General features: G+C 72.7%; 21 protein-coding genes. 6 read left to right on the forward strand and 15 right to left on the reverse strand.

Annotated features, from left to right (window positions below; genetic code table 11):
- Positions 1 to 95: 95 nt before the first annotated feature.
- The 7 genes from cobT to AFM16_RS08050 all read right to left on the reverse strand — a co-directional run bounded on the left by cobT (position 96) and on the right by AFM16_RS08050 (position 10,349).
- Positions 96 to 4,094 (reverse strand): nicotinate-nucleotide--dimethylbenzimidazole phosphoribosyltransferase, encoded by a 3,999-nt coding sequence (gene cobT / locus AFM16_RS08020; protein WP_078632897.1) that lies wholly within the window; start codon positions 4,092 to 4,094, stop codon positions 96 to 98.
- Positions 4,095 to 4,459: 365 nt separating this feature from the next.
- Positions 4,460 to 5,671: a precorrin-6y C5,15-methyltransferase (decarboxylating) subunit CbiE gene (gene cbiE, locus AFM16_RS08025; RefSeq protein WP_030786051.1), complete on the reverse strand. Its 1,212-nt coding sequence runs from the start codon at positions 5,669 to 5,671 to the stop codon at positions 4,460 to 4,462.
- Positions 5,672 to 5,765: 94 nt separating this feature from the next.
- Positions 5,766 to 6,404, reverse strand: a complete 639-nt coding sequence (locus AFM16_RS08030) for a GNAT family N-acetyltransferase (RefSeq protein WP_030786054.1) — start codon at positions 6,402 to 6,404, stop codon at positions 5,766 to 5,768.
- Positions 6,405 to 6,565: 161 nt separating this feature from the next.
- Entirely contained in the window at positions 6,566 to 7,411 is an 846-nt protein-coding gene (locus tag AFM16_RS08035) for a MetQ/NlpA family ABC transporter substrate-binding protein (RefSeq protein ID WP_030786056.1), read from the reverse strand.
- A gap of 107 nt (positions 7,412 to 7,518) precedes the next feature.
- Complete coding sequence (locus AFM16_RS08040) at positions 7,519 to 8,244, reverse strand: methionine ABC transporter permease (RefSeq protein ID WP_078632898.1); 726 nt, start codon at positions 8,242 to 8,244, stop codon at positions 7,519 to 7,521.
- On the reverse strand, positions 8,241 to 9,281 hold the full coding sequence (locus AFM16_RS08045; RefSeq protein WP_030786062.1) for a methionine ABC transporter ATP-binding protein: 1,041 nt from the start codon (positions 9,279 to 9,281) through the stop codon (positions 8,241 to 8,243). The genes AFM16_RS08040 and AFM16_RS08045 overlap by 4 nt, the downstream gene beginning before the upstream one ends.
- A gap of 411 nt (positions 9,282 to 9,692) precedes the next feature.
- Positions 9,693 to 10,349 (reverse strand): HAD-IA family hydrolase, encoded by a 657-nt coding sequence (locus tag AFM16_RS08050; RefSeq protein ID WP_030786065.1) that lies wholly within the window; start codon positions 10,347 to 10,349, stop codon positions 9,693 to 9,695.
- 69 nt (positions 10,350 to 10,418) lie between these two features.
- Between AFM16_RS08050 and AFM16_RS08055 the strand changes: the two genes are divergently transcribed.
- Together AFM16_RS08055 and AFM16_RS08060 are read left to right on the forward strand one after the other, a co-directional pair.
- Positions 10,419 to 10,778: a hypothetical protein gene (locus AFM16_RS08055; protein WP_030786068.1), complete on the forward strand. Its 360-nt coding sequence runs from the start codon at positions 10,419 to 10,421 to the stop codon at positions 10,776 to 10,778.
- 1 nt (position 10,779) lies between these two features.
- Positions 10,780 to 11,196 carry a hypothetical protein gene (locus AFM16_RS08060; protein ID WP_030786071.1) on the forward strand — a complete coding sequence of 139 codons (417 nt, stop codon included), beginning with the start codon at positions 10,780 to 10,782 and terminating at the stop codon, positions 11,194 to 11,196.
- On the opposite strand, the gene AFM16_RS08065 is transcribed toward AFM16_RS08060, so the two are convergent.
- From AFM16_RS08065 to AFM16_RS08075, 3 genes are all read right to left on the reverse strand, one after another.
- Complete coding sequence (locus AFM16_RS08065) at positions 11,186 to 11,683, reverse strand: GNAT family N-acetyltransferase (RefSeq protein WP_030786074.1); 498 nt, start codon at positions 11,681 to 11,683, stop codon at positions 11,186 to 11,188. The two genes, AFM16_RS08060 and AFM16_RS08065, sit on opposite strands and share 11 nt — an antisense overlap.
- 45 nt (positions 11,684 to 11,728) lie before the next feature.
- Positions 11,729 to 12,235 carry a sigma-70 RNA polymerase sigma factor region 4 domain-containing protein gene (locus tag AFM16_RS08070; RefSeq protein ID WP_030786077.1) on the reverse strand — a complete coding sequence of 169 codons (507 nt, stop codon included), beginning with the start codon at positions 12,233 to 12,235 and terminating at the stop codon, positions 11,729 to 11,731.
- Positions 12,236 to 12,302: 67 nt separating this feature from the next.
- Positions 12,303 to 13,475: a glycerophosphodiester phosphodiesterase gene (locus AFM16_RS08075; RefSeq protein WP_078632899.1), complete on the reverse strand. Its 1,173-nt coding sequence runs from the start codon at positions 13,473 to 13,475 to the stop codon at positions 12,303 to 12,305.
- 209 nt (positions 13,476 to 13,684) lie between these two features.
- Here AFM16_RS08075 and AFM16_RS08080 point away from each other — a divergent pair, with 209 nt between their 5' ends.
- Entirely contained in the window at positions 13,685 to 14,437 is a 753-nt protein-coding gene (locus AFM16_RS08080; RefSeq protein WP_078632900.1) for a lysophospholipid acyltransferase family protein, read from the forward strand.
- Between the two features lie 127 nt (positions 14,438 to 14,564).
- Here AFM16_RS08080 and AFM16_RS08085 read toward each other — a convergent pair whose 3' ends face one another.
- Positions 14,565 to 15,140, reverse strand: a complete 576-nt coding sequence (locus AFM16_RS08085; RefSeq protein ID WP_030786085.1) for a DUF308 domain-containing protein — start codon at positions 15,138 to 15,140, stop codon at positions 14,565 to 14,567.
- Positions 15,141 to 15,269: 129 nt separating this feature from the next.
- Here AFM16_RS08085 and AFM16_RS08090 point away from each other — a divergent pair, with 129 nt between their 5' ends.
- Both AFM16_RS08090 and AFM16_RS08095 read left to right on the forward strand, forming a co-directional pair.
- Positions 15,270 to 16,448 carry a sensor histidine kinase gene (locus AFM16_RS08090; protein WP_078636871.1) on the forward strand — a complete coding sequence of 393 codons (1,179 nt, stop codon included), beginning with the start codon at positions 15,270 to 15,272 and terminating at the stop codon, positions 16,446 to 16,448.
- Positions 16,445 to 17,107, forward strand: coding sequence for a response regulator transcription factor (locus AFM16_RS08095; protein WP_078632901.1), 663 nt, complete (start codon positions 16,445 to 16,447; stop codon positions 17,105 to 17,107). Before AFM16_RS08090 ends, AFM16_RS08095 begins: the two co-directional genes overlap by 4 nt.
- 67 nt (positions 17,108 to 17,174) lie before the next feature.
- Here AFM16_RS08095 and AFM16_RS08100 read toward each other — a convergent pair whose 3' ends face one another.
- The 4 genes from AFM16_RS08100 to argH form a co-directional block, all read right to left on the reverse strand.
- Positions 17,175 to 18,695 carry an MFS transporter gene (locus AFM16_RS08100; protein WP_030786091.1) on the reverse strand — a complete coding sequence of 507 codons (1,521 nt, stop codon included), beginning with the start codon at positions 18,693 to 18,695 and terminating at the stop codon, positions 17,175 to 17,177.
- On the reverse strand, positions 18,692 to 19,243 hold the full coding sequence (locus AFM16_RS08105) for a TetR/AcrR family transcriptional regulator (RefSeq protein WP_030786094.1): 552 nt from the start codon (positions 19,241 to 19,243) through the stop codon (positions 18,692 to 18,694). The genes AFM16_RS08100 and AFM16_RS08105 overlap by 4 nt, the downstream gene beginning before the upstream one ends.
- Before the next feature lie 81 nt (positions 19,244 to 19,324).
- On the reverse strand, positions 19,325 to 20,296 hold the full coding sequence (locus AFM16_RS08110) for an aldo/keto reductase (RefSeq protein WP_030786096.1): 972 nt from the start codon (positions 20,294 to 20,296) through the stop codon (positions 19,325 to 19,327).
- A 106-nt stretch (positions 20,297 to 20,402) separates the two neighbouring features.
- Positions 20,403 to 21,827, reverse strand: coding sequence for an argininosuccinate lyase (argH, locus tag AFM16_RS08115; protein WP_078632902.1), 1,425 nt, complete (start codon positions 21,825 to 21,827; stop codon positions 20,403 to 20,405).
- A gap of 190 nt (positions 21,828 to 22,017) precedes the next feature.
- On the opposite strand from argH, the gene AFM16_RS08120 reads away from it, so the two are divergent.
- On the forward strand, positions 22,018 to 22,863 hold the full coding sequence (locus tag AFM16_RS08120; protein WP_078632903.1) for a hypothetical protein: 846 nt from the start codon (positions 22,018 to 22,020) through the stop codon (positions 22,861 to 22,863).
- Positions 22,864 to 22,866: the final 3 nt, after the last annotated feature.

The following is a 22,866-nucleotide window of genomic DNA, read 5'->3' on the forward strand; positions in this document are numbered from 1 at the left end:
CGGCCGCCCGGCGCGCGGGGTGCGCGTCGGGCGGCCGTATGCCGCCTCGTGGGCCTCGGTGCCTTCCGGGCCGGGGCTGTCAGGGCCGTCGGGGCCTACTTCTCGGTCACGCCCGCCGAGTCGAACGTCGCCACCTCGTGCATGGCCCGCGCCGTGCTCTGGACCAGCGGCAGGGCCAGCAGCGCGCCCGTGCCCTCGCCGAGGCGCAGGTCGAGGTCGACCAGGGGGCGCAGGCCGAGCTTGTTCAGGGCGGCGACATGGCCGGGCTCGGCGCTGCGGTGGCCCGCGATGCAGGCCGCGAGGACCTCGGGAGCGATCGCGCGGGCCACCAGGGCGGCGGCGCCAGCGCTGACGCCGTCCAGGATCACCGGTGTCCGCAGGGACGCCCCGCCGAGCAGCAGGCCGACCATCGCCGCGTGCTCGAAGCCACCGATGGCGGCCAGGACGCCGAGCGGGTCGGCCGGGTCCGGCTGGTGGAGTTCCAGGGCACGGCGGACGACCTCGGTCTTGCGGGCGAGGGTCTCGTCGTTGATGCCGGTGCCGCGGCCGGTGACCTCGGCCGGGTCGGCGCCGGTGAAGACGGAGATCAGCGCGGCGGACGCGGTCGTGTTGGCGATGCCCATCTCACCGGTGAGCAGCGCCTTGTTGCCGGCCGCCACCAGGTCGCGGGCCGTCTCGATGCCGACCTCGATGGCCTGCTTGGCCTCCTCGCGGGTCATCGCGGGACCGGTCGTCATGTCGGAGGTGCCCGCGCGGACCTTGCGGGGCAGCAGGCCCGGGGTGGCCGGGAGGTCGGCGGCGACACCGACGTCCACGATGCAGACCTCGGCGCCGACCTGGGTGGCGAAGGCGTTGCAGACCGCTCCCCCGCCGAGGAAGTTGGCGACCATCTGGGCCGTCACCTCCTGCGGCCAGGGCGTGACGCCCTGCGCGTGCACCCCGTGGTCGCCGGCGAAGATCGCGACGGCCGCGGGCTCCGGGATCGGCGGCGGGCACTGCCGGGACAGCCCGGAGAGCTGCGCGGAGATGATCTCCAGCATGCCGAGCGCGCCGGCCGGCTTGGTCATGCGCTTCTGCCGCTCCCACGCCTCGCCGAGCGCCTTCGCGTCCAGCGGGCGGATCCCGGCGACGGTCTCGGCGAGCAGGTCGTGCGGGTCCTCGCCGGGCAGCGCGCGACGGCCGTACGTCTCCTCGTGGACGACCCACGACAGGGGGCGCCGCTTGGCCCAGCCGGCCTGCATCAGCTCGGGCTCGGCCGGGAACTCGTCGACGTAGCCGACGCACAGGTAGGCGATGACCTCCAGGTGCTCGGGCAGGCCGAGGGCGCGGACCATCTCGCGCTCGTCGAAGAAGCTGACCCAGCCGACGCCGAGGCCCTCAGCGCGGGCGGCGAGCCACAGGTTCTCCACGGCGAGCGCGGCGGAGTACGGCGCCATCTGGGGCTGGGTGTGACGGCCCAGCGTGTGGCGGCCGCCGCGGGTCGGGTCGGCGGTGACCACGATGTTCACCGGGGTTTCGAGGATGGCCTCGATCTTCAGTTCCTTGAACTGTTTCGCCCGGCCCTTGGGCAGCGACTTCGCGTACGCGTCGCGCTGGCGCATGGCCAGTTCGTGCATCGCGTTGCGGGTCTCGGCGGAGCGGATGACGACGAAGTCCCAGGGCTGCGAGTGGCCGACGGAGGGCGCGGTGTGGGCGGCCTCCAGGACGCGGAGCAGCACCTCGTGCGGGATGGGGTCGCCGCGGAAGCCGTTGCGGATGTCGCGGCGCTCGCGCATGACCTTCAGGACGGCCTCGCGCTCGGCGTCGTCGTAGGCGGGCGCGGCGGGGCCGGCGGGCTCGCGTACTTCCTCCATGGCGGCCCTGCTCTCTTCCTGGCTCTCTTCCTGGTCGGCCGCCCTGGTCTCCAGGTCCTCCGGGTTCTGGGCGACCTCCGGGTCGGCGTCGCTCCCGGGCTCCGCGACCGGGGTCACCGGGACGGGAGCGGGGTCCGCGGCGCGGGGGCCGGGGACGGTGACCGCGGGGACCGGAGTCGCCGGGGCGCCCTGCGGGGACGGGACGACGGTGTCCGGTGCGGGTGTCTCCGCCTCGGCCGGGGGCTGCTCCTTCGGGGCCTCGTCGGCGGGGGCCGGGGGCTGGAGGGCGTCCGGGGGCAGCACCAGCGGGTGCGGCGGGGTGGGGGCCAGGTGCGGGGTGGTGGGCACCGTGCCCTCGACCGGCACGAACTGTCCGAGGAACTGCTCGGGCGGCGGGCCCTGCGGGGCCGCGAGCTGTTCGGGGACGGGGGCGGAGGCGGGCGCGGGGGCTTCGGTGGCCTCGGCGGCCGCCGCGGGCTGCGGGGTCGGCTCTACGACGGCGGCCTGCGGGGCGGGGGCGGGGGCGGGCTCGGGAGCCGGTTCGGAAGCGGCGGGTGCGGGTGCGGACGCGGGTGCCGGGGCCTCCTCGGAGGCGGTGGCGGTGGCCTCCTGGGGCTGGGCCTCCTGCTGCCGAGCCACGACGGGCTCGGCGACCGGTGCCTCGGCGGTCGGCGCCTCGGCGGCCCGCGGCTCCGCGATCTCCGGCTCGGCGACCTGCGCCTCGGCGGCCTGCGGCTCCGCGACGGGTTCGGCGGCGGCCTGCTCCGGGATCACGGCCGCCTGCTGGGACTCGGTTTCGGCCTGCTCGGGCGCGACGGCTGCCTCCGGAGCCTGGGGCGCCGGGTCCACGAGGGGGACGGCGACCGGCTCCGGTGCCTGCTGCTCCTGGGGCTCCGGCGCGGCGGGGACCGTCAGGACGGGCTCGGCGGGGACGACCACGACCGGCTCGGCGGGGGCCGTCGGGAAGACCTCGGCGGCGAGGGTCGGAGCGGGCTCGGCGGCCGTCTCCGCGACAGGGGCCTCCGGTGCCGCCGCCGGGGCGGGCGCCTCCTCGGCCGGGGCCGGGACCACCGGAGCGGGCGTCTCCTGCACCGGCACCACCGCTTCGGGCACCTCGGCGACCGGCGCCTCCTCGGACGCGGGCACGGCCGCGTCGGGCACCTGAACGCTCTCGACCGGGGCCGGCGCGGACACCACGACCGGCTCCGGCTCGGGCTCGGGCTCCGGCTGCGCCTCCGCCTGGGGCACCTCCACGGCCTGCTGGGCCACGGCGGCCTGGGCCACGGCGCCCTCCGCCGCCTCGGCCACGACGGCCTGCTCGGCGAGCATGGCGGCGCCGAGCACCTCACCGACGTCGAGGGTCACCGGCGCGGCCTGAGCCGGAACGGCGGCCTGCGCCTCCGTGGCGACACGTGCCACGACGGCCTCCGCCGCGCTCACCGGCTCGGCCACCGGGGCCGCCGCCGGAACCGCAGCCGCAGCCGCCGCGGCGGACGTCTCTGCCGGAGCAGCCGTTTCCGTCGCCGTCTGCGTCGTTTCCGTCGCCGTCTCCGCCGTCTCCTGGGCCGGAGCGACGACCTGGGCGGCGGCCGCGGGCGCGGCGGGGTGGGCTGCGGGATGGGCAGTGGTGTGGGCGGCCGCCTGGGCCGCCCCCGGCGCACCCCAGGGCGCGGCGCCCTGGGCCGGCGTCTCGCGCAACTGGGGGATGTCGAGGTACTCGGGGCCGGGCGCCGCCGCGCCGGGGTGGCGTACGGGCGCGCCCGCGGGGCCGCGGTCGGCCAGGGAGCGGACCGGGCTGGCCGAGGCGTCCGGGATCGGCGGGCCGAGGTGGAGCGGGCGGCGCGGGGCCGGCGGGGGCGTGGCGGGGCCCGGCAGGCGCACCCCGCTGAGGTCGACGGAGCCGCTGTCCCGGCCCGCCGTCTCGTGCGGACCGGGCTCGTGCGAGGCGGCCGCGGCCGCAGCCGCGTCGGGGGCTCCCGCGTCCGGGACGACTCCCGCATCGGGGGCGCCCGCGTCGAGGGGACCGGGCGCGTGCACCGTCTCGACGACCGGTTCGGGCGCGGGCGGCGCCACCTCGTTGCCCCAGGCGCTCTGGGCGCCCGGCAGCAGCAACAGGTCTTCGTCCTCGGCGGTGGTCTCGGAGAGGTAGGTGTACGCACCGTGCCCGGAGGCGCCCGGCTGCTCCACCATGCCTGCGTTCTCCGGCGACCCCTCGCCCGGGATCTGGCCGGTGTCGGTCATGCGTACCCCTCGCCCATCGGTTAGTGCTCCTACGACCAGCTCGCGCGGAACGGCGCACCGACCGCCCCGTAGTGAGAACGAGCGTCCGTGCCCAGCGGCACGTGCGACCCGCCCGAAATAGCGACAAAGCCATTCAGTGGCATTGTCGCGGCCGTCGCCGCGTCGCGACAGCTTGATCCGCGACGCTCCGCTGTGGACTGCGCCACGTTGCGCGTCCACCGGTTCTGCCGTACCACACCCATCCCAAAACGGATGCGTTTTCCGGACATTGAACGACGAAGTGCCGGGCGAACGGAAGCGGTACAACAATCGGCCAGCCTACCGCGCGCGGTACGACAACCGGATCACGGGGAGGGATCTCGCGACTACGGGCGGCGGTCGGGCAGAACCCCGCTGAGCAGGAACGCGACACTCCGTTCGGTCTCCGTCCAAGCCTTCGTGTCGAGGGCGACGGACTGCAGGAGGGCGCACTCGACGCGGTAGCCGTGCTCGGTCAGGTCGCGGCCGATGCGTTCGGCGTCGTCGCGGGTCGCCGCGTGGGTGACGATGCCCTGCGGGCGGCGGTCGGCGACCGCGGAGACCACGGCCGCTCCCCCGCCGCCGATCCGGACGACGTCCGGTTCGGGCAGGTTCTCCAGGACGTGCGGGGCGGTGCCGCGGACGATCTGGAGCTGAACGCCGTGGCGGCGCGCGGCGGCGTCGGTGCGGGCGCACGCCTCCAGCGCGTGGTCGACGGCGAGGACGGCGGCCCCGGCGCGCGCGGCGTCGACCGCGAACGCGCCGCTGCCGCAGCCGATGTCCCAGACGAGGTCGCCGACGCGCGGTCCGAGCCGGGCGAGCTGCGCGGCCCGCAGCAGTTCGGTCTCCCCTTCGCCGAGTCTGTCGCCGTACGCCTCGGCGGGCAGGGCCCAGCCGCGCGGGCCGGCGGCCGGGTCGCGCCCGGCGATCCAGTCGCCCTCGCCCACGGCGCCCGCCGGGCCGCCGATGACGATGACGACGTTGGGGTCGCGCCAGGCGTGGTCGACGGCCTTGTCGGAGCTGAGGACGCTGACCCGCTCGCGTTCGGTGCCGAGTTCCTCGCAGACCACGAAGGTGCGGTGCACGCCTTCGAGGAGCAGGCCCAGTTCGGCGGGGCCGGCGCCGGGCGAGGTCAGCACCGCCACCTTGGCGTGGGCACGGCAGACGTTGACGGCGCGGCGCAGGGTGCGCCGGTGGGCGACGACCACCTCGGCGTCGTCCCAGGGCATCCCGGCCCGGGCGAAGGCGGTGGCGACGGCGGAGACGGCCGGGACGACCTCGACCTCCAGGCCGAACTCCGGTGCGCGCAGGGTCCGTACGACGCCGAAGAAGCCGGGGTCGCCGTCGGCGAGGACGACGGCGGTGCCGCGGTGGCCGGCGATCCGGCGGGCGGCGAGGGCGACACTGCCGAGGCGGATGCGCTCGGCCCCGGGCGGCACCTCGGGCAGCGCCAGATGGTGGGCGGCGCCGGCCACGAGGGTGGCGGCGCCCAGCGCGGCGCGGGCCGCGGCGGTCAGCGGCGAGCCGTCCCAGCCGATCACCGTGACGCGGTCGGCCATCGTCGTCAGTCCCCCCGGGGTTCACGCAGGCAGCAGGCTCCGTGAGGGTACCTGGTCGGCCGGGACGGGGCGGGGAGCGGCCGCCCGGGCGGGGTCAGTTCCAGTCGGTGTACGACGTGTAGCCGCCGCTCTCGGCGAGCTGCTCGCCGGCGCCCTCCAGGTCCTCCGGGAGCAGGCTCCAGACGATGAAGTCGGTGCGCGCCTCGCTCCAGCCGCCGTCGTCGGTGCGCACGCGCGCTATGCAGGCGCCGCGCAGCACGCCCTCGCTGATACAGCCGATCTTCTGGGCGACCTGCTGGGAGGCGGTGTTGTCGGCGGCCGTGCGCAGCTCGATGCGCTCGAACTTCTGGTCGGTGAACAGCCATTGGGCGGTGGCGAGGGCCGCCTCGGAGGCATAGCCCTCGCCGCGCGCCCAGGGGGCGACGATGTACGACAACTCGGTGGACCGTACGTGCCAGTCGGTCCTGCCGAGCTGGATGACGCCGACGAGCCGCTGGGTGAGGAACTCGGTGACGGCGAGGTCGAGTCCGTGGCCCGCGGCGCGTTCGGCGGGCGCGTACTCGGTGATCCAGCGGCGGGCGTCCTCCTCGCCGAAGGGCTGCGGGACGGACGTCCAGGCCGTGATCTGCTCGTCGTTCATCATCGCGGCCAGGGCGGGCACGTCGTCCTCGTCGAGGGGACGCAGCACCAACCGCTCCGTGCTGATGGAGATGGTGGGGAAGGTGCTCGTCATGAAGCCGCTCCGTAGCCTTCGAAACCGTCCGGGCCCGATCTGCTGGACCGTCAGGCCCGTTGAACTGCCCAGCATGCAGTATGAAAGCACCGGAACGCACCACGGGGTCCACCCCGGAAGGAGTGGACCCCGTGTGGGTGCGGGTGTGCGACGCGTCTCGATCAGAACGCGGCGATGACCGCGCCGTCGTACTTGTCCTCGATGAACTTCTTGACCTCGGGCGAGGTGAGCAGCTTCGCGAGCTTCTCGACCCGCGGGTCGTCCTCGTTGCCCTTCTTCACGGCGAGGAAGTTGGCGTACGGGTTGTCCTGGGCGGACTCGGCGACCAGGGCGTCCTTGGCGGGGCTGAGGTCGGCCTCCAGGGCGTAGTTGCCGTTGATCACCGCGGCGTCGACGTCGGCGAGGGAGCGCGGGAGCTGGGCCGCCTCCAGCTCCTTGAACTTGAGGTTCTTCGGGTTGCCGGTGACGTCCTTGGGCGTGGCGTCGTAGCCGACGCCTTCCTTCAGCTCGATCAGGCCGTTGGCGGCCAGCAGCTTCAGCGCGCGCGCCTCGTTGGTGGTGTCGTTCGGCAGGGCGATGGTGGCGCCCTTCTTCAGGTCGTCGAGCTTCTTGACGCCCTGGGAGTACAGGCCGAGCGGCTCCAGGTGAACCGTGCCACCGGGCACGGCGACGATGTCGGTGCCGTTCTTCTTGTTGAAGTCGGTGAGGTACGGCTGGTGCTGGAAGTAGTTGGCGTCGACCTCGCCCTGCTGGACGGCCGTGTTGGGGGTCACGTAGTCGGTGAACTCCTTGACCTCCAGCTTGAGGCCGGCCTTCTCCGCGAGGTTGTCCTTGATGTAGGTGAGGATCTCGCCCTGCGGGGTGGGGGTGGCGGCGACGGTCAGCGTGGCGTTCGCGTCGGCGCCGCTGCCGCTGTCGGAGTCCTTGTCCGAACCGCAGGCGCTGAGTCCGAGGGTGAGGGCTCCGGCGGCGAGGACGGCGGTGGTGATCTTGGCGGTGTTACGCACGAAAAGTGCCTTTCCTTGGGTGGTGCGGCCCCGCGGTGGGTGTGCGGGGAGTTCTTGGGGTGGGACGGGAGGTCCCGGGGGGACGGGAGGTCCCGGGGGGGGATGGCTCAGACGGTCTTGCTCGTGGCGGTGGCCGCCTTGAGCAGCCGCAGCTTGGGCGCGGCGCCGCCCTGTCCGCCGCGGCGGTGCAGCGAGCGGGCCGCGTAGTCGCCGGCGAACTGGATGAGCGAGATGACGACGGCGAGGATCGCGACGGTGATCCACATCAGCTCGGTCTCGAAGCGCTGGTAGCCGTAGCGGATCGCGATGTCGCCGAGGCCGCCGGCGCCGACCGTGCCGGCCATCGCGGAGTAGCCGATGAGGGCGACGATCGTGGTGGTGGTGCTGGCGATGAGCGAGGGCAGCGACTCGGGGACGAGCACCTTGCGCACGACGGTCCAGGTGTTGCCGCCCATCGCCTGGACGGCCTCGACGAGTCCGTGGTCCACCTCGCGGACGGCCGTCTCGACCAGCCGGGCGAAGAACGGGATGGCGCCGACGGCGAGCGGCACGATGGCGGCCTCCCGGCCGATGGTCGTGCCGGTGATCGCGCGGGTGAACTCCAGGAGCGCGACGATCAGGATGATGAACGGCATCGAGCGGGCGACGTTCACGACCTGCCCGATGACCTTGTTGGCGACGACGTTCTGGAGGAGTCCGCCGCGGTCGGTGAGGACCAGCAGGATGCCGAGCGGAAGGCCGCCGGCGACGGCTATGAGGGTGGACCAGCCGACCATGTAGAGGGTGTCCCAACACGCCTCGGACAGCAGGGGCTGCATCTCGGACCAGGTCACTTGGCACCTTCCTTCACCAGCGCGGAGACGGGCTCCCGGCCCACGACGTCGATCTGGAGGCCCTGTTCGCGCAGGAAGCCGACCGGCACGACGTTGTCCTCGTAGCGGCCGGGGAGTTCGATGCGCATCCGGCCGATCTGGAGGCCGCCGACGGTGTCGATGGCGGCGCCCAGGATCGAGATGTCGATGTTGTAGGTGCGCGAGAGCTGGGAGATCACGGGCTGGGTGGCGGCCTCGCCGTGGAAGGTGACGTCGAGGACGGTGCGCTCGGGGCCGGTGGCCTCGCCGCCGACCGGGAAGAGCGCGGCGGCGAGTTCGGAGCCCGGGGTGGCGAGCAGTTCGCTGACGGTGCCGGACTCGACGATGCGGCCGCGTTCCATGAGGGCGGCGGAGTCGCAGATCGACTTCACGACGTCCATCTCGTGGGTGATGAGCAGGACGGTGAGGCCGAGCTGCCGGTTCAGGTCGCGCAGCAACTGGAGGATGGAGCGGGTGGTCTCGGGGTCGAGGGCGCTGGTGGCCTCGTCGGAGAGGAGCACCTTGGGGTCGCCGGCGAGGGCGCGGGCGATGCCGACGCGCTGCTTCTGGCCGCCGGAGAGCTGGGCCGGGTACACCTTCGCCTTGTCGGCGAGTCCGACCAGGTCGAGCAGCTCCAGCGCCTTGCGGGAACGTTCCTTTCCGGCGCTGCCGAGGATCTCCAGCGGGAGTTCGACGTTGTCCTGCACGGTCCGCGAAGAGAGCAGGTTGAAGTGCTGGAAGACCATGCCGATCCGGCTGCGGGCCTGGCGCAGGGCGCGGCCGGCGCGCGGTCCGTTCCCGGCGAGCGCGGTGAGGTCCTGTCCGGCGACGGTGACCGTGCCGGCGGTGGGGCGCTCCAGCAGGTTGACGCAGCGGATCAGCGAGGACTTGCCGGCGCCGGACTGGCCGATGACGCCGTACACCTCTCCTTCGCGGACGTGCAGGTCGACGCCGTCCAAGGCGGTGACCTCACGGCCGCGCGAGCGGTAGACCTTGGTCAGGCCCGTGGTGGTGATCACGTGGGTTTCCGTCACTGTCGAGTGCGCGGGCGTGGGTGTGCCCGGGCGCACGGGTGCAGGCTGTCAGGGGCGCGACACATCTCTCGCGGTGGCGGTGGGGCGCGGGGAGATCATGTGTGCGCGGGGCGGCTGCGGTCCGTCACGGCCGGGGGCCTGCGTACGGACGTGCCACGGCGTCTCGCTTCGGGGCGCGAGGCTCGGGAGGTGGTGCGGGGGCCCTCTAGAAGGCGCACATTCGACACAGACAACGAGCACCGGGCGTCATGGTCGCCTCGGTCGCAAGGGTGCGGCAGCTCGTCGTGGTCATGGGCATCAGTAAAGCAGACCCATGGTGCTGACAGAACACGGCTGTCCGGATAGTGGACAGCCGTGGACAGGTGTGGACGGTCGCGGGGTGCTCGCGGGTGCCGGTCAGCCGCGCGCGGAGACCGTCACGCCCCCGTCGGTGACCAGTGCGGACAAGGCGGACAGGTTCTCGACCACCAGGTCGGCGTCCAGCTCCTCGGCACGGTGGGTTGTGGCCAAGGCCACGGTGGTCATCCCGGCGGCACGGCCGGCGGCGAGTCCGGCGGGGGCGTCCTCGAAGACGACGCAGGCGGCGGGGTCGACGCCGAGGGTGCGGGCGGCGAGGAGGTAGGGCTCGGGGTCGGGCTTGCCGCGGCTGACGTCGTCGGCGGTGACCAGGGTCTTCGGCCGGATCCCGACGGCGGCGAGGCGGGCCTCGGCGAGCCGGTGGGTGGCGGAGGTCACGACGGCCCAGCGGTCGGCGGGCAGCGCGTCGAGGAACTCCCGGGTGCCGGGCAGCAGGGCGACGCCGCCGTTCGGCACGTCCTCCACCTCAAGCTGCTCGACGCGGGCGACGGCCGCGGCGACCCGGGCGGCGGGCAGCAGATCGCCGACTATCTCGACGGCGGTACGGCCGTGCAGCGGGACGCGGGCGAACTGCTCGGCGGTGATGCCGTACTCGTGGGCCCAGCGGGTCCAGCAGCGTTCCACGGAGGCCAGGGTGGAGACCAGGGTGCCGTCGTTGTCGAAGAGAAGGGCCTGCGCGTGGATCGTCGTCGTCATGGTCTAGACCCTACGCGGCGCCCCGGGCCCGGCGGCCGGGCGCCGATTACGGCGTAATAAGGTCGCTGCATGCTTGATGCCCTGACGCTGGTGACCGGCGTCGCCGCGTTGCTGCTGGCCGCCTGGTGCGGCTGGGCGGCCTACCGTGACCAGCCGACGAAGGACTGGCACTTCATCGGGATGGCCGTGGTCTCGCTGTTGGCCGCGGTCCAGCTCGTGGTCGGGATCGTGCAGCTCGCGCGGGGCGAGAAGCCGGAGCAGGGCACGACGATCTTCGTGGCGTATCTGCTGGGCGCGTTCGCGTGCGTCCCGGCGGCGGGGTTCATGTCGCTGGCCGAGCGGACGCGGTGGGGCTCGGTGACGGTCGCGGCCGGCGCGGTCGTCCTCGCCGTCCTCGAGGTCCGGCTCTACGACATCTGGGGAGGCTGAGTTGACGGCCGTTCAGGACAAGCCGGCCCGGCTGATCGGCGGGCCCGGCATCGTGCTGGTGTGGTTCTACGGCGTGATGGTGGTCGGCGCGGTGTCGCGCTCGGCGTACCAGATCGCGACGGACTTCGACCGGGCGCCCCTGTCGTACACCCTGTCGGCGGTGGCCGGGCTCGTGTACGGCTTCATCACGTACTCCCTGGTCCGCGGCGGCGACACGGCCCGCAGGGCGGCACAGTTCTGCTGCGCCGCCGAACTCGCGGGCGTCCTGATCGTCGGCACCTGGACCCTGATCGAACCGTCGGCCTTCCACGACTCGACGGTCTGGTCCGACTACGGCATGGGCTACGTCTTCATCCCGGTCCTGCTGCCCCTGTCGGCGCTGTACTGGCTGCGGAAGTCCCGCACGGCTAAGCCGTAGCCGCGTACTCGCCCGCCGGCTTCTCCAGGACGATCATGGGGACGCCGTCGGTGCCCTGGGAGGTGCCGACGGTCTGGTAGCCGACTCGGCGGTAGAGGCGGAGGTTGCCCTCGCTGCGGTGGCCGGTGAAGAGGCGGAACTTGGTGGCGCCGCGCTCGTCGGCCAGGGCCGTCTCGGCGGCGCGCAGGAGGCGGGCGCCGATGCCGTGGCCCTGGAGGCGGGGGTGGACGCAGAGCTTGCCGATGGCGGCCGCGCCGTCCTCGGTGAGGGTGCCGCGCACCGAGCCGACGACCTCCTCGCCGAGGCGGGCCACGAAGACGCAGTCGGCGGCGAGTTCCTGCTTGACCGAGTCGAGGGTCTGGACCAGCGGGGCGATGCGGTAGTTGCCGTACAGCGCGGCTTCGCTCTGGAAGCACAGGTACTGCAGCCTGAAGATCTGCTCGGCATCCTGCTCGGTCGCCACCGAGATGGTCACGCTCATGCCCATGTGCGCACGCCTCCCGCTCACCTGATCGCCTGTGGTCCCTCACTCCTATCCCCGCACTTGGCGGGCCGCAACCTCCGGTGCCAGCAAACGACGGAGACAACCCAGACATCTGGAGCGTTCCGGTCCGAGACTGCCCTGTGAGATACCCAACTCACCGGCGATTTCCCGGTAGGTGGGGTCCTCCGGCGACAGAAGTGCCTGGAGGAGCCGGGAGCAGCGGCCGGGCAGCCGGTGCACGGCCTCACGCAGCGCGCGGTGCCGGGCGCCGGTGAGCGCCGTCTGTTCCGGGCCGTGGTCGCGCTCGTCGACGGGCTCGCTCTCGTACGGTCCCTCGCGGCGGCTGGTACGGCGGGTGCGGCGGACCTCGGCGCGGACGGCCCGGCGCAGCCAGACCGGCGGGTCGTGCGGCGGGCCGTCGGCGGCGAGGTGCTCCAGCAGGCGCAGCCAGACCGCCTGTTCGAGATCGCCGGGTTCGGTGCCGGTGGCGTGCGCCTCGGCGGAGACCTCGGCCGTGAGCAGCGGGCGCAGCGTGGTGAGCAGGTCGTACGTCATGTGCCACACGATGCGGCCGGCCGGGCCATTGGTTGCCCGGCCGGCCGACTGTCACTCCTACGGGTGGTCAGCCGTTGACGAACTCCGCGCGGGCGAGCAGGCCGGTGTCCGGGTTGTCGGTGAAGATCCCGTCGATGCCGGTGGCGAAGTAGGCCCGGTAGGCGCCGAAGGCGTCACCGTAGGCGTCCGGGTCCGTGCCCTTGCGGAAGTTCGCGGGCAGGAAGGGGTTCTCGTTGCGCAGGGTGTAGGGGTGCAGGAGGAGACCGACCGCGTGGGCGTCGCGCACCAGCGTGGTCGGGGTGGTGAGGTTGCCGTTCGCGTCCTTGGGGATGACGAGGTCGAGGGTGGGGCCGATGCCCTGCGCGTACCCGGCGATCTCCCGCAGGCCGGCCCGGGTGACCAGGTCGGCGACCGTGCGCGGGTCGCCCGTCTCGACGAAGTCCCAGGGCCGGGTCGCGGCGCCGGACAGCAGCACCACGAGCGGGTTGTCCACGAGCTTGTTCAGCCGCTGGACGCTGGTCGGCTCGAAGGACTGGAGGACGACCGGCGAGGTCTTCCGGTCCTTGCCGTACTTGTGCAGCAGCTTGGCCACCCGCTCCTCCAGGCCGAGACCGAGCGTGCGGAAGTAGGTGGGGTGCTTGATCTCCGGGTAGATCCAGACCTGCTTGCCGCGCCTACGGGTCTGCTCGTCCTGCCACTTGAGGACCTCCTCGAAGGTGGGGATCTCCCAGCGGCCGTCGTAGAGCGTGTTGTGCGGGCGGTTGGCGGGGATGCGCTCGGTGGCGCGCAGGGTCTTCAGCTCGGCGAGCGTGAAGTCCTCGGTGAACCAGCCTGTGGTGGGGACGCCGTCGAGCACCTTGGTGGTCCTGCGCCCGGCGAACCGGGGGTGGTCGGCGACGTCCGTCGTGCCGCCGATCTCCGGCTCGTGCCGGCAGACGAGATGACCGTCCCGGGTGGGGACCAGGTCGCCCGCCTCCACGATGTCGGCGCCCAGGTCGAGGGCGAGCTGGTACGAACCGAGGGTGTGCTCGGGGCGGTAACCGCTGGCGCCGCGGTGGCCGATGACCGTCGGGACGGGGAGGCTCCTCAGACCGCCGTGCCGGTCCGGCGTGGCGCTCGCCGTGCCCGACAGGGCGAGGGCGCCCGTGGTGGCGCCGAGAACGGCCGCGCCCAGCAGGGCCCGGCGTGCGGTGCCGGTCGGCGTCGCGCTCGCCTTTGTGGTCTCGTCCTGCGTTCCCATCGCGGGGTCTCCTGCCGTCGGCTCGTCCGTGCGCGCCGATCGTAGGGGCGTGGACATGACCGTCGGGAGACTGCGACGCCAACACGCGGGAAGGAGGAAGAGGCTGTTTCGTGGTGGGCTCCCGGGCGTTCCGCGCAGGTGACGGGCGGGTCCGGTTCGGCCGTACAGGTAAACGTACGTCAACAGTGCGTAAGGCATCGGTGAACCCGATGTGCGTCGGCGGCGGGCCCGCGAGTATCGTCCTCACCTGCACAGACTCACACCGTTATCCCTTGGCATCGGAGGGCCCGTTGTCCCGCTTCGCGCTCATCAAGGCAGTGCTCGGACCGGTCATGCGCCTGATGTTCCGCCCCCGGGTCGAGGGCGCGGAGCACATCCCCGGCGACGGACCCGTCATCCTGGCCGGAAACCACCTCACCTTCATCGACTCGATGATCCTGCCGCTCGTGTGCGACCGGCAGGTCTTCTTCATCGGCAAGGACGAGTACGTCACCGGCAAGACCCTCAAGGGCCGGCTCATGGCCTGGTTCTTCACCGGCGTCGGCATGATCCCCGTGGACCGCGACGGCGGCCGCGGCGGTGTGGCCGCGCTGATGACCGGGCGGCGGGTCCTGGAGGACGGCCGGGTCTTCGGCATCTACCCCGAGGGGACCCGGTCGCCCGACGGCCGGCTGTACCGGGGGCGGACCGGGATCGCCCGGCTGACCCTGATGACGGGGGCGCCGGTGGTGCCGTTCGCGATGATCGGCACGGACAAGTTGCAGCCGGGTGGGGCGGGGATGCCGCGGCCCGGGCGGGTGACGGTGCGGTTCGGTGAGGCGATGGAGTTCTCCCGGTACGAGGGGATGGACCGGGACCGGTATGTGCTGCGGGCGGTCACGGATTCTGTGATGGCTGAGGTGATGCGGCTGTCCGGGCAGGAGTATGTGGACATGTACGCGACGAAGGCGAAGGCCGCGTAGCGGTTCTTTTCGGTGCGGGTGGGTGGGGGCTGGGCGCGCAGTTCCCCGCGCCCCTGGGTGGGTTGTTCAACTGTCCGCGATGCGTCAAAGGCGTTCGGCGTACCGTAGTGCGCAGTTCCCCGCGCCCCTAGCCCCTGCGCCGGCGGAGTGTCAAAGTTACGGCCGAGATCAGGAACCAGAAGGCGCCGAAGGCCGAGTAGCCCGCTATGCCGGACAGGTCGCTCGACGGTGACGTGGACATCGCCGCGAAGGATCCGCCCGCCAGGACGGACAGGCCGCCGCTGATGATCATGGGCCACTGGGCGCCGACCGTACGGCGGCGGCGGATCGCCACGGCGAGCTGGAGCGCTCCGGACAGCAGGGCCCAGACGCCGAAGACGAGCAGGGCCGTGCCGACGGTGGAGAAGACGGCGGCGGTCATCCCCGCGGTGGCGGCGAGGCCGAGGGCCACGTTGGCGGTGCCGACCTGGTCGGTGGTGCCGGTCAGGCGGCGTTCCAGGAGCGTGGCGGCGACGTCCCACAGCGGGTAGACGACCAGCAGCACGGCCGCGATCGCCGTGGGCTTCTGCGTCGACACCAGCGAGGCGGAGGTCGTCCCGACCAGTGCCACCCAGATCAGGGAGAACGCGACCCGGATCAGATGGAGTGATCGGAGCCCGGAGAGAGTCGTCGTCGTGTCGAGCGTCGTGGTCGTCTGAGTCATCGGGTGTCCCGTGAGTGATCGTGTCGGTGTGAGGCGGGCGCCTCGGTGAGGAGTCTGGGCGGCCCCGGGACCCGCCGCGTACTTCGAACGAAGTACATGTCCGCGGCACAGGTGGACGAGAATCGGGACATGGTCACGGCGCGGAACAGTCAGGACGGGCCCGCGGCACCCCTGTGGGTCCGTCGCCCCGAGGCGCTGCACGGCGCCGCCTACGCGGTGGCCGCGCTGGTGTTCACCGGACAGATCGTGGCCGTCGTCCTGCGCGGCTCGGACGGGCCGACGGTTCTCGCCGTGCTGCTCGCCGGTGCCGGTGTCGCCCTCTCCTGGCGGCTGCCGTGGGCCGGGCTGGTCGTGGCGAGCGCGGCGTCCTTCGCCGTCACGGCGGTGGGCCAGGACCCCCTGTCGGTGTGGATGATGGCCGTGCTCGTGCTGTTCTCGGTCACCCTCAGGGGAAAGCAGCCGCTGGTCGGGACCGGCATCGTGGCGGCGTCCTTCCTGGGCGCGTTCATGACGCTGGGAGGGTTCCGCGGCGGCGCGTTCGTGGGGGTGGCCGCCCTCTTCTCCGCCGTGGCGGGCGGTGCGACGGGGGCCGCGCTGCGCATCCACCGCGAGCACTGGCTCACGCTGGAGGAGCGCGCCGAGAGCGCCATCGCCACCCGCGAGATCGAGGCCACCCGGCGCGTGACCGAGGAACGGCTCCGCATCGCCCGTGATCTGCACGACGTCATCGGCCACCAGGTCGCGATGCTCAGCCTGCACCTGGGCGCCGCGGAGATCGGGCTGCCCGAGGACGCCGAGTCCTCCCGGCAGGCCCTGGTCTCCGCCCGGTCCAGCGCCCGTACCGTCGTCGTCGAGACACAGCGGATCCTCACGCTCCTCCGGCTCGAAGGCGATGTCCCCGACGAGGAGGCGCTCCGGCCGACCCCGGCGCTCAGCGGGCTGGAGAGCCTGATCGCCTCGTTCGAGAGCATCGGACTCGACGTCCGGCCTTCCCTCGACCTGCCCGCCGGTTTCGTGGAGCCCAGCGTCGGCGTGACCGTCTACCGGGTCGTCCAGGAAGCGCTGACGAACGCCTACCGGCACGGGGACGGGGCGGCGACGGTGGAGGTGCGCGAGCGCGACGGCCGGATCTGTCTCACCGTGGAGAACCGCGTCGGCCGCTCGTCATCACGCGGCCCCGGCAGCGGACTGGGACTTGTGGGCATGCGCGAGCGCGTCGAGTCCTCCAGCGGGCGGCTGACCATCGACAGCGACGACGGGCTCTTCCGGGTCCACGCCGAGTTCAGCCCGCTGGGAGCCGCCGTATGACCACGCGCGTGCTGATCGTCGACGACCAGGCCGAGATCAGGGCCGGCATCAAGGCGATGCTGCGGCTCGACCCGGATCTCGTCGTCGCGGGCGATCTCTCCGACGGGCTCCAGGTCGTGCCCTTCCTCCGCGAACACCCCGTCGACCTGGTCCTGATGGACATCCGGATGCCCGGTATCGACGGGGTGGAGGCCACCCGCCGGATCCGCGCGGAGCACCCGCCCGAGAGGCTGCGGGTGATCGTGCTGACCACCTTCGACCAGGACGACATCGTCCTCGCCGCCCTGCGCGCGGGAGCCAACGGCTTCCTGAGCAAGATCGTGAGCCCCGCCGAGCTGGTCGCCGGGATCACCGAGGTCGTCGGCGGCGGCGGTGCGCTGTCCGCCGCCGCGACGGCCGCGCTCATCGGCCATATGACCGACAGCCCGCCCCCGGTGATCGACCGGGAGCTGCTACGGCGCTTCGACGCGCTGACCCCGAGGGAGCGGGACGTCGTCGTCCTCGTCGCGAGCGGTCTGGGCAACGACGAGATCGCGTCCCAGATGTCCGTGTCGCCGTACACCGTGAAGACGCACGCGGTGCGGGCCATGACCAAGGTCGGGGCGCGGGACCGGGCGCAACTGGTCTCGTTCACCTTCCGCGCCGGTCTCTACCCGTGAACCCTGGGACCCCTGGACTGTGGAACCCCTGAACTGTGGGAGACCCCTGAACTGTGGGACCCCTGAACTACGGGGAGTTCTCCAGGCGTTGGCCCCGGAGCATGAACCAGGCCGCCGCCGCCGTGGCCAGCAGGACCGCCGCGCCGACGCCGGAGGCCAGGGTCAGGCCGTCCACGAAGGCCGTCCGGGCCGAGGCGAGCATGTCCTCGGCCGCGGCGGGCGGCATATGGGCCGCCGCCTCGACCGCGCCGCCCAGTGACTCGTGCGCCCCGTCCGGGGTGCCCGTGGGGGACGGGAAGCCGCGGTAGACGCCCGTCACGATCGAGCCGAGTACGGCGATGCCGAGGGCCGCGCCGAGTTCGTACGCCGTCTCGGAGACCGCGGACGCCGCTCCCGCCTGCTCCTTGGGGACGGAGGACAGGATGACGTCCGAGGTCACGGTGAAGGAGAAGCCCGCACCCACCCCGACCGCCAGCAGCGCGGCGCCCAGCACCGGATAGCCGGTGGACTGGCCGACCGTCGTCAGCGCGGCCAGGGCCAGGCCGATCGCGGCGAGGCCGCCGGAGACCACGGCCCGTACCGAGTAGCGGCGGGCCACCCGGCCGGCCAGCAGACCGGCCACCACCGCGCCGACGGCCGCCGGGAGTTCGGCGAGACCCGCCTCCAACGGCCGCCTGCCCTGCACGAGTTGCAGGTACTGGGAGAGGAAGAAGACCAGCCCCGACATGCCGAGGACGGTCAGCATGTCCGCCAGCACCGCGCCGCTGAACCCGCGCCTGCGGAACAGGCGCATGTCCAACAGCGGCTTCGGAAGCGTGAGTTGACGGCGTACGAAGCCGTACAGCGCGGCGGCGCCGAGCAGCCCGGCCGTCGCCGCGTCCCAGGTCAGGCCGTGGCTCGCGGTCTCCTTGACCGCGTACACGACGGCGATCATGCCGACCAGTGACAGCGCCACGCTCGTCAGGTCCCAGGGGCCCGGGTCCGGGTTCTTCGACTCGGGCAGCGTCCTGAGGCCGACGACCACGAGCACGATCATCACCGGCAGGTTGATGAGGAAGACCGCGCCCCACCAGAAGTGCTCCAGCAGGAAGCCGCCCACGATCGGACCCACGGCGGTGCCCGCGGAGGCCGTGGCGCCCCAGATGCCGACCGCGAGACTGCGCTCGCGCGGGTCGTGGAAGATGTTGCGGATCAGGGCGAGGGTGGCCGGCATGAGGGTCGCCCCGGCGACGCCGAGCAGGGCGCGGGCCGCGATCATCATCTCCGGCGTGGTGGCGTAGGCGTTGAGCACGGACACCAGGCCGAAGGCCGTGGCGCCGATCAGCAGGATGCGCTTGCGGCCGATGCGGTCGCCGAGGCTGCCCATCGACACGAGCAGACCCGCGATCACGAACGAGTAGACGTCACCGATCCACAGGAGCTGGGTCCCGGAGGGTTCGAGGTCCTCGCTGATGTACGGGGTCGCCAGGCCGAGGACGGTCGCGTCGACGGCCACCAGCAGCACGGCGAGCACGAGCACGGCGAGCGCCAGCCAGCGGCCGGGGCGCCTCACCGCCTCGGACGTGGTCGCCGGCAGGGTGCTGGTCATGATTCCTCTCTTCTGAGTGCGCCGCCGAGCAACAGCTCGGCGATCATGTGCGTGAAGTCCTTGCGGGCCACCCGGCCCTCGGCGACGGCCCAGGCGCCGGAGGCCAGCAGGCCGTAGAACGCCTCGGTGAGCCAGGCCGGGGCGAGGTCGATACGGAACTCGCCGTCCGACTGGCCGCGGCGGAACAGGCTCTCGACGCGTTCGTCGATGCGGGTCCAGCCCGCGTTCTGCTCCTCGCCCTCGAAGAGCTGGTTCTCGGTGTAGAGGAAGGCGAGCAGTCCGGCGGCCGGTTCGATCGCCCGGACGAGCCGTCGTACGGCGTCCCGCGCCGGGCCGTCGTCCAGCCGGGCGGCGTCGAGGGCGGCCTCGCACTCCTCGATGCCGAGCGATTCGAGCGCCCGGACCAGCGCGTCACGGCCCGCGAAGTGGCGGTGCAGCGTGGCGCGGCTGATCCCGGCGGTCCTGGCGACCTCGTCCATGGTCGCGGTGGATTTACGGGTCAGCAGCGCGGCGGCACTGCGCAGGACGTGATCACGGTCGACAGCCATGAGACGAGAATAAACCATGTGAGACACAGATGTCTCACACAAGGCATGCGTGACTCAGGAGGGCCTACGACCCGGTGGCCCTCAGTGCCAGGGCAGCGCCCCGCGCCGCTCCCAGTACGTCCGCGGCTCCTCCGCCAGCGCGGCCAGGCGGGACATCCGGTCGTCGTCCAGGTCGACGACCGCCGCGTGCAGATTGGAGGCGAGCTGGGCGGTGGTCGCCGCCCCGGAGAGGACCACGCCGGCCCAGGGCTGCCGCAGGATCAGCGCGAGCGCGACGGCGTCGGCGCCGAGGCCGGTCTCCTCGGCCACCGCGTTCAGGGCGTCCGGCGCGTGCGGGCCGGCGAGGCGGCCGTTGGCCATGCCCTCCTTGACGATCACCGTGAGTCCGGCGTCGTGGGCCTCGGCGAGGGCGGGTCCGGCCGAGGTCTCCAGGGCGTTGTACGTCGACTGGACGGTACGGAAGAGGGGCGCGCCGTCGACCGTGACGGCGAGGGCGGCCCGGATCGCGTCCGCCTGGGCGGGGCCGCTGGTGGAGAAGCCGACGGTCACTCCCCCGGCGGCGGCCTCCGCGAGCCGGCCGTGGAGGTCCTTGTCCGTCAGGGCCGGGCTGTCCGGGGTCACCGAGTGGATCTGGTAGAGGTCGAGCCGGTCGCCGAGCAGCGCGGCCGTCTCGGCGCGCTGCCGCTCGTAGGTCTCGACGCCGTGGTCCTTGACCTCGTGCCGTTCGGCGTCGGTGGTCCAGTCGGCGGTGTAGGTGTAGCCCCACTTGCTGCCGATGACCACGTCGTCCCGGCCGGGGGTCCTGTCGAGCCAGTCCGCCAGGAACTCCTCGCTGCGGCCGTAGGAGCGGGCCGCGTCGAAGTAGCGGACGCCCTGGGCGTAGGCCGCGTCGAGGAGTTCGTGGGTGCGGGTGCGCAGGGCCTCGACACTGCGGTCCGCGCCGAGGTCACGGTCACGACCGAGGGTGATGTAGCCGGGGCGGCCGACCGCGGCGAGGCCAAGGCCGATGTGGCAGGTGGGGGTTGTGGCGGTGGCGAGTCTGGCGAAGGGCATGCCTTCAACGTAGCGCGGGACGCCCTTCGCCTCAGGGGGACGGGTGGTGGGGTGGTTCGGCGAGTGCGGGCGCGTCGCGGCCGGTCGAGCGGTTCCCCGCGCGCCCCTAGAGGCGCTTCGCCCAGGCGTGCTGGGCCGCCACGTCCGCCTTCACCTCGGTGAGCTGGACGGCCACCGCGCTGGGCGCCGTACCGCCGCGCCCGTCGCGGGAGGCCAGGGCGCCGGGCACGTTCAGCACGGAGCGCACCTCGGGCGTCAGATGGGCGGAGATCTTCGCGAACTGCTCGTCCGTCAGCTCGTCCAGTTCCTTGCCCTCGGCCTCGGCGGCCTTCACGCACTCGCCGGCCACCTCGTGCGCGACACGGAACGGCACGCCCTGCTTGACCAGCCACTCGGCGATGTCGGTGGCGAGGGAGAAGCCGGCCGGGGCCAGTTCCTCCATGCGCTCGCGGTGCACGGTGAGGGTGGCGATCATGCCGGTGAAGGCGGGCAGGAGGACCTCCAACTGGTCGCAGGAGTCGAAGACCGGCTCCTTGTCCTCCTGGAGGTCGCGGTTGTAGGCGAGCGGCAGGGCCTTGAGCGTGGCCATGAGCCCGGTGAGGTTGCCGATGAGACGGCCGCTCTTGCCCCGCGCCAGCTCGGCGATGTCCGGGTTCTTCTTCTGCGGCATGATCGACGAGCCGGTGGAGAACGCGTCGTGCAGGGTCACGAAGGAGAACTCCTTCGTGTTCCAGATGATGATCTCCTCGGCGATCCGGGAGAGGTTCACACCGATCATCGCGGTGACGAAGCCGAACTCGGCGACGAAGTCGCGCGAGGCCGTGCCGTCGATGGAGTTGCCGACCGACCCGTGCTCGAAGCCGAGGTCCTTCGCGACCGCCTCCGGGTCCAGACCGAGGCTGCTTCCCGCCAGGGCGCCGGAGCCGTACGGCGACACGGCCGTCCGCTCGTCCCACTGGCGCAGCCGCTCCGCGTCCCGGGAGAGGGACTGGACGTGCGCGAGGACATGGTGGGCGAAGAGCACCGGCTGGGCGTGCTGGAGGTGGGTGCGGCCGGGCATCGCCACGTCCGGGTGGGCCTCCGCGAGGCCGATCAGGGCGTCCTGGAGTTCGGCGATCAGGCCGCCGACGATCCGGGCGTGGTCGCGCAGATACATCCGGAAGAGGGTCGCGACCTGGTCGTTGCGGGAGCGGCCGGCGCGCAGCTTGCCGCCGAGGTCGGGGCCGAGACGCTCCAGCAGGCCCCGCTCCAGGGCGGTGTGGACGTCCTCGTCGGCGATCGTGCCCACGAAGGAGCCGTCGGCGACGTCCGCCTCCAGCCGGTCGAGCCCGGCGATCATCCGGGTCAGCTCGTCCTCGGTGAGCAGGCCCGCCTTGTGCAGCACGCGCGCGTGGGCGCGGGAGCCGGCGATGTCGTAGGGCGCGAGCCGCCAGTCGAAGTGGACGGACGCGGACAGCTTGGCCAGGGCCTCGGCGGGACCGTCGGCGAAACGACCGCCCCAGAGCCGGACGTCACCGCTGTTGCTGCTCACTTGCGTTGCTCCTCACCGCTGCACTCACATCGCACGTTCATGCATGAGTATGCAGAGTTATGCATGATTCGTCAATCCGACTGCCGTCGTCCCGGGTTTTCGAAAAGACCTTGAACAACAGCAACCGCTTTCCCGTACTCACGGCTGCACACCACACACCCCCGTCCCCCGACCCGAGTGAGGCATCCCGATGTCCAGAGGTCTTCCGAAGTACAACAAGCGTCGCGTGGCGCTCGTCGGTGGCGTCGCCGCCGTGGCCCTGACCGGTGCGGTCGTCGTGAACACGGCCCTCGCCGGGGAGTCCCCCAAGAGCGGGGCCACGAACGCCAAGACCCTGGCCGGTCCCGGCACGATCGCCTGCCCGGACGTCACCGGACAGCTCCCGGCGGTCCCCGCCTCCGCGAAGGCCGAGGTCGACCGCAATCTCGCGCTCCTCCAGACGCAGATCGACGAGGCGAACAAGCGGCTGGTCGACACCGTCGGGCAGGGCGGACCGAACTTCGTGCAGAACGCGATCCTCGGCCCCCTCAAGGACAAGCGGGTCGCCACGCTGAACCGCATCGAGACCGCCATCGGCCGCGCGGCGGCGAAGCCCGAGGGCCTGGAGGCGTTCGCCCCCTGCGCGCTGAACGCGGGCGGGAACGCGGGCCAGGACACCGGCGCCGGCGCCGGGGCAGGAGCGGGCGCGGGCGCGGGCGCCGGGGCCGCCGAGACGCCCGCGAACCAGGCCGGCGGTGGCGCCGCGGGCACCATCTCCTGCCCCGACGTCGCCTCGCGTCTCCCCGCGATCCCCGCCTCCGCGCGGGCCGAGGTGGACCGCAACCTCGCCCTGCTCCAGACGCAGATCGGCGAGGCCGACACGCGCTTGCAGAACACGGTCGGGCAGGGCGGCCCGAACTTCGTGCAGAACGCGATCCTCGGCCCGCTGAAGGACAAGCGCGTCTCCACGATCGACCGCATCGCGATCTCCATCGGCCGCACCGCCGCCAAGCCGCAGGGTCTGGAATCGCTGGCCGCGTGCACCGTGAACCGGTGACCT

This window comes from Streptomyces antibioticus, from assembly GCF_002019855.1.
GTDB lineage: Bacteria > Actinomycetota > Actinomycetes > Streptomycetales > Streptomycetaceae > Streptomyces > Streptomyces antibioticus_B.

Excerpts from the sequence above, each read along its gene's own strand:
- AFM16_RS08065 (WP_030786074.1), bottom strand. The coding sequence starts at position 11,683 with ATGGGCATGAGCGTGACCATCTCGGTGGCGACCGAGCAGGATGCCGAG.
- cbiE (WP_030786051.1), bottom strand. The coding sequence starts at position 5,671 with ATGGCCGACCGCGTCACGGTGATCGGCTGGGACGGCTCGCCGCTGACC.
- AFM16_RS08120 (WP_078632903.1), top strand. The coding sequence starts at position 22,018 with ATGTCCAGAGGTCTTCCGAAGTACAACAAGCGTCGCGTGGCGCTCGTC.
- AFM16_RS08030 (WP_030786054.1), bottom strand. The coding sequence starts at position 6,404 with ATGACGAGCACCTTCCCCACCATCTCCATCAGCACGGAGCGGTTGGTG.
- AFM16_RS08055 (WP_030786068.1), top strand. The coding sequence starts at position 10,419 with ATGCTTGATGCCCTGACGCTGGTGACCGGCGTCGCCGCGTTGCTGCTG.
- AFM16_RS08085 (WP_030786085.1), bottom strand. The coding sequence starts at position 15,140 with ATGACTCAGACGACCACGACGCTCGACACGACGACGACTCTCTCCGGG.
- AFM16_RS08070 (WP_030786077.1), bottom strand. The coding sequence starts at position 12,235 with ATGACGTACGACCTGCTCACCACGCTGCGCCCGCTGCTCACGGCCGAG.
- AFM16_RS08100 (WP_030786091.1), bottom strand. The coding sequence starts at position 18,695 with ATGACCAGCACCCTGCCGGCGACCACGTCCGAGGCGGTGAGGCGCCCC.
- AFM16_RS08050 (WP_030786065.1), bottom strand. The coding sequence starts at position 10,349 with ATGACGACGACGATCCACGCGCAGGCCCTTCTCTTCGACAACGACGGC.
- AFM16_RS08080 (WP_078632900.1), top strand. The coding sequence starts at position 13,685 with ATGTGCGTCGGCGGCGGGCCCGCGAGTATCGTCCTCACCTGCACAGAC.
- AFM16_RS08075 (WP_078632899.1), bottom strand. The coding sequence starts at position 13,475 with ATGGGAACGCAGGACGAGACCACAAAGGCGAGCGCGACGCCGACCGGC.
- cobT (WP_078632897.1), bottom strand. The coding sequence starts at position 4,094 with ATGACCGACACCGGCCAGATCCCGGGCGAGGGGTCGCCGGAGAACGCA.
- AFM16_RS08090 (WP_078636871.1), top strand. The coding sequence starts at position 15,270 with ATGGTCACGGCGCGGAACAGTCAGGACGGGCCCGCGGCACCCCTGTGG.
- AFM16_RS08110 (WP_030786096.1), bottom strand. The coding sequence starts at position 20,296 with ATGCCCTTCGCCAGACTCGCCACCGCCACAACCCCCACCTGCCACATC.
- AFM16_RS08095 (WP_078632901.1), top strand. The coding sequence starts at position 16,445 with ATGACCACGCGCGTGCTGATCGTCGACGACCAGGCCGAGATCAGGGCC.
- AFM16_RS08105 (WP_030786094.1), bottom strand. The coding sequence starts at position 19,243 with ATGGCTGTCGACCGTGATCACGTCCTGCGCAGTGCCGCCGCGCTGCTG.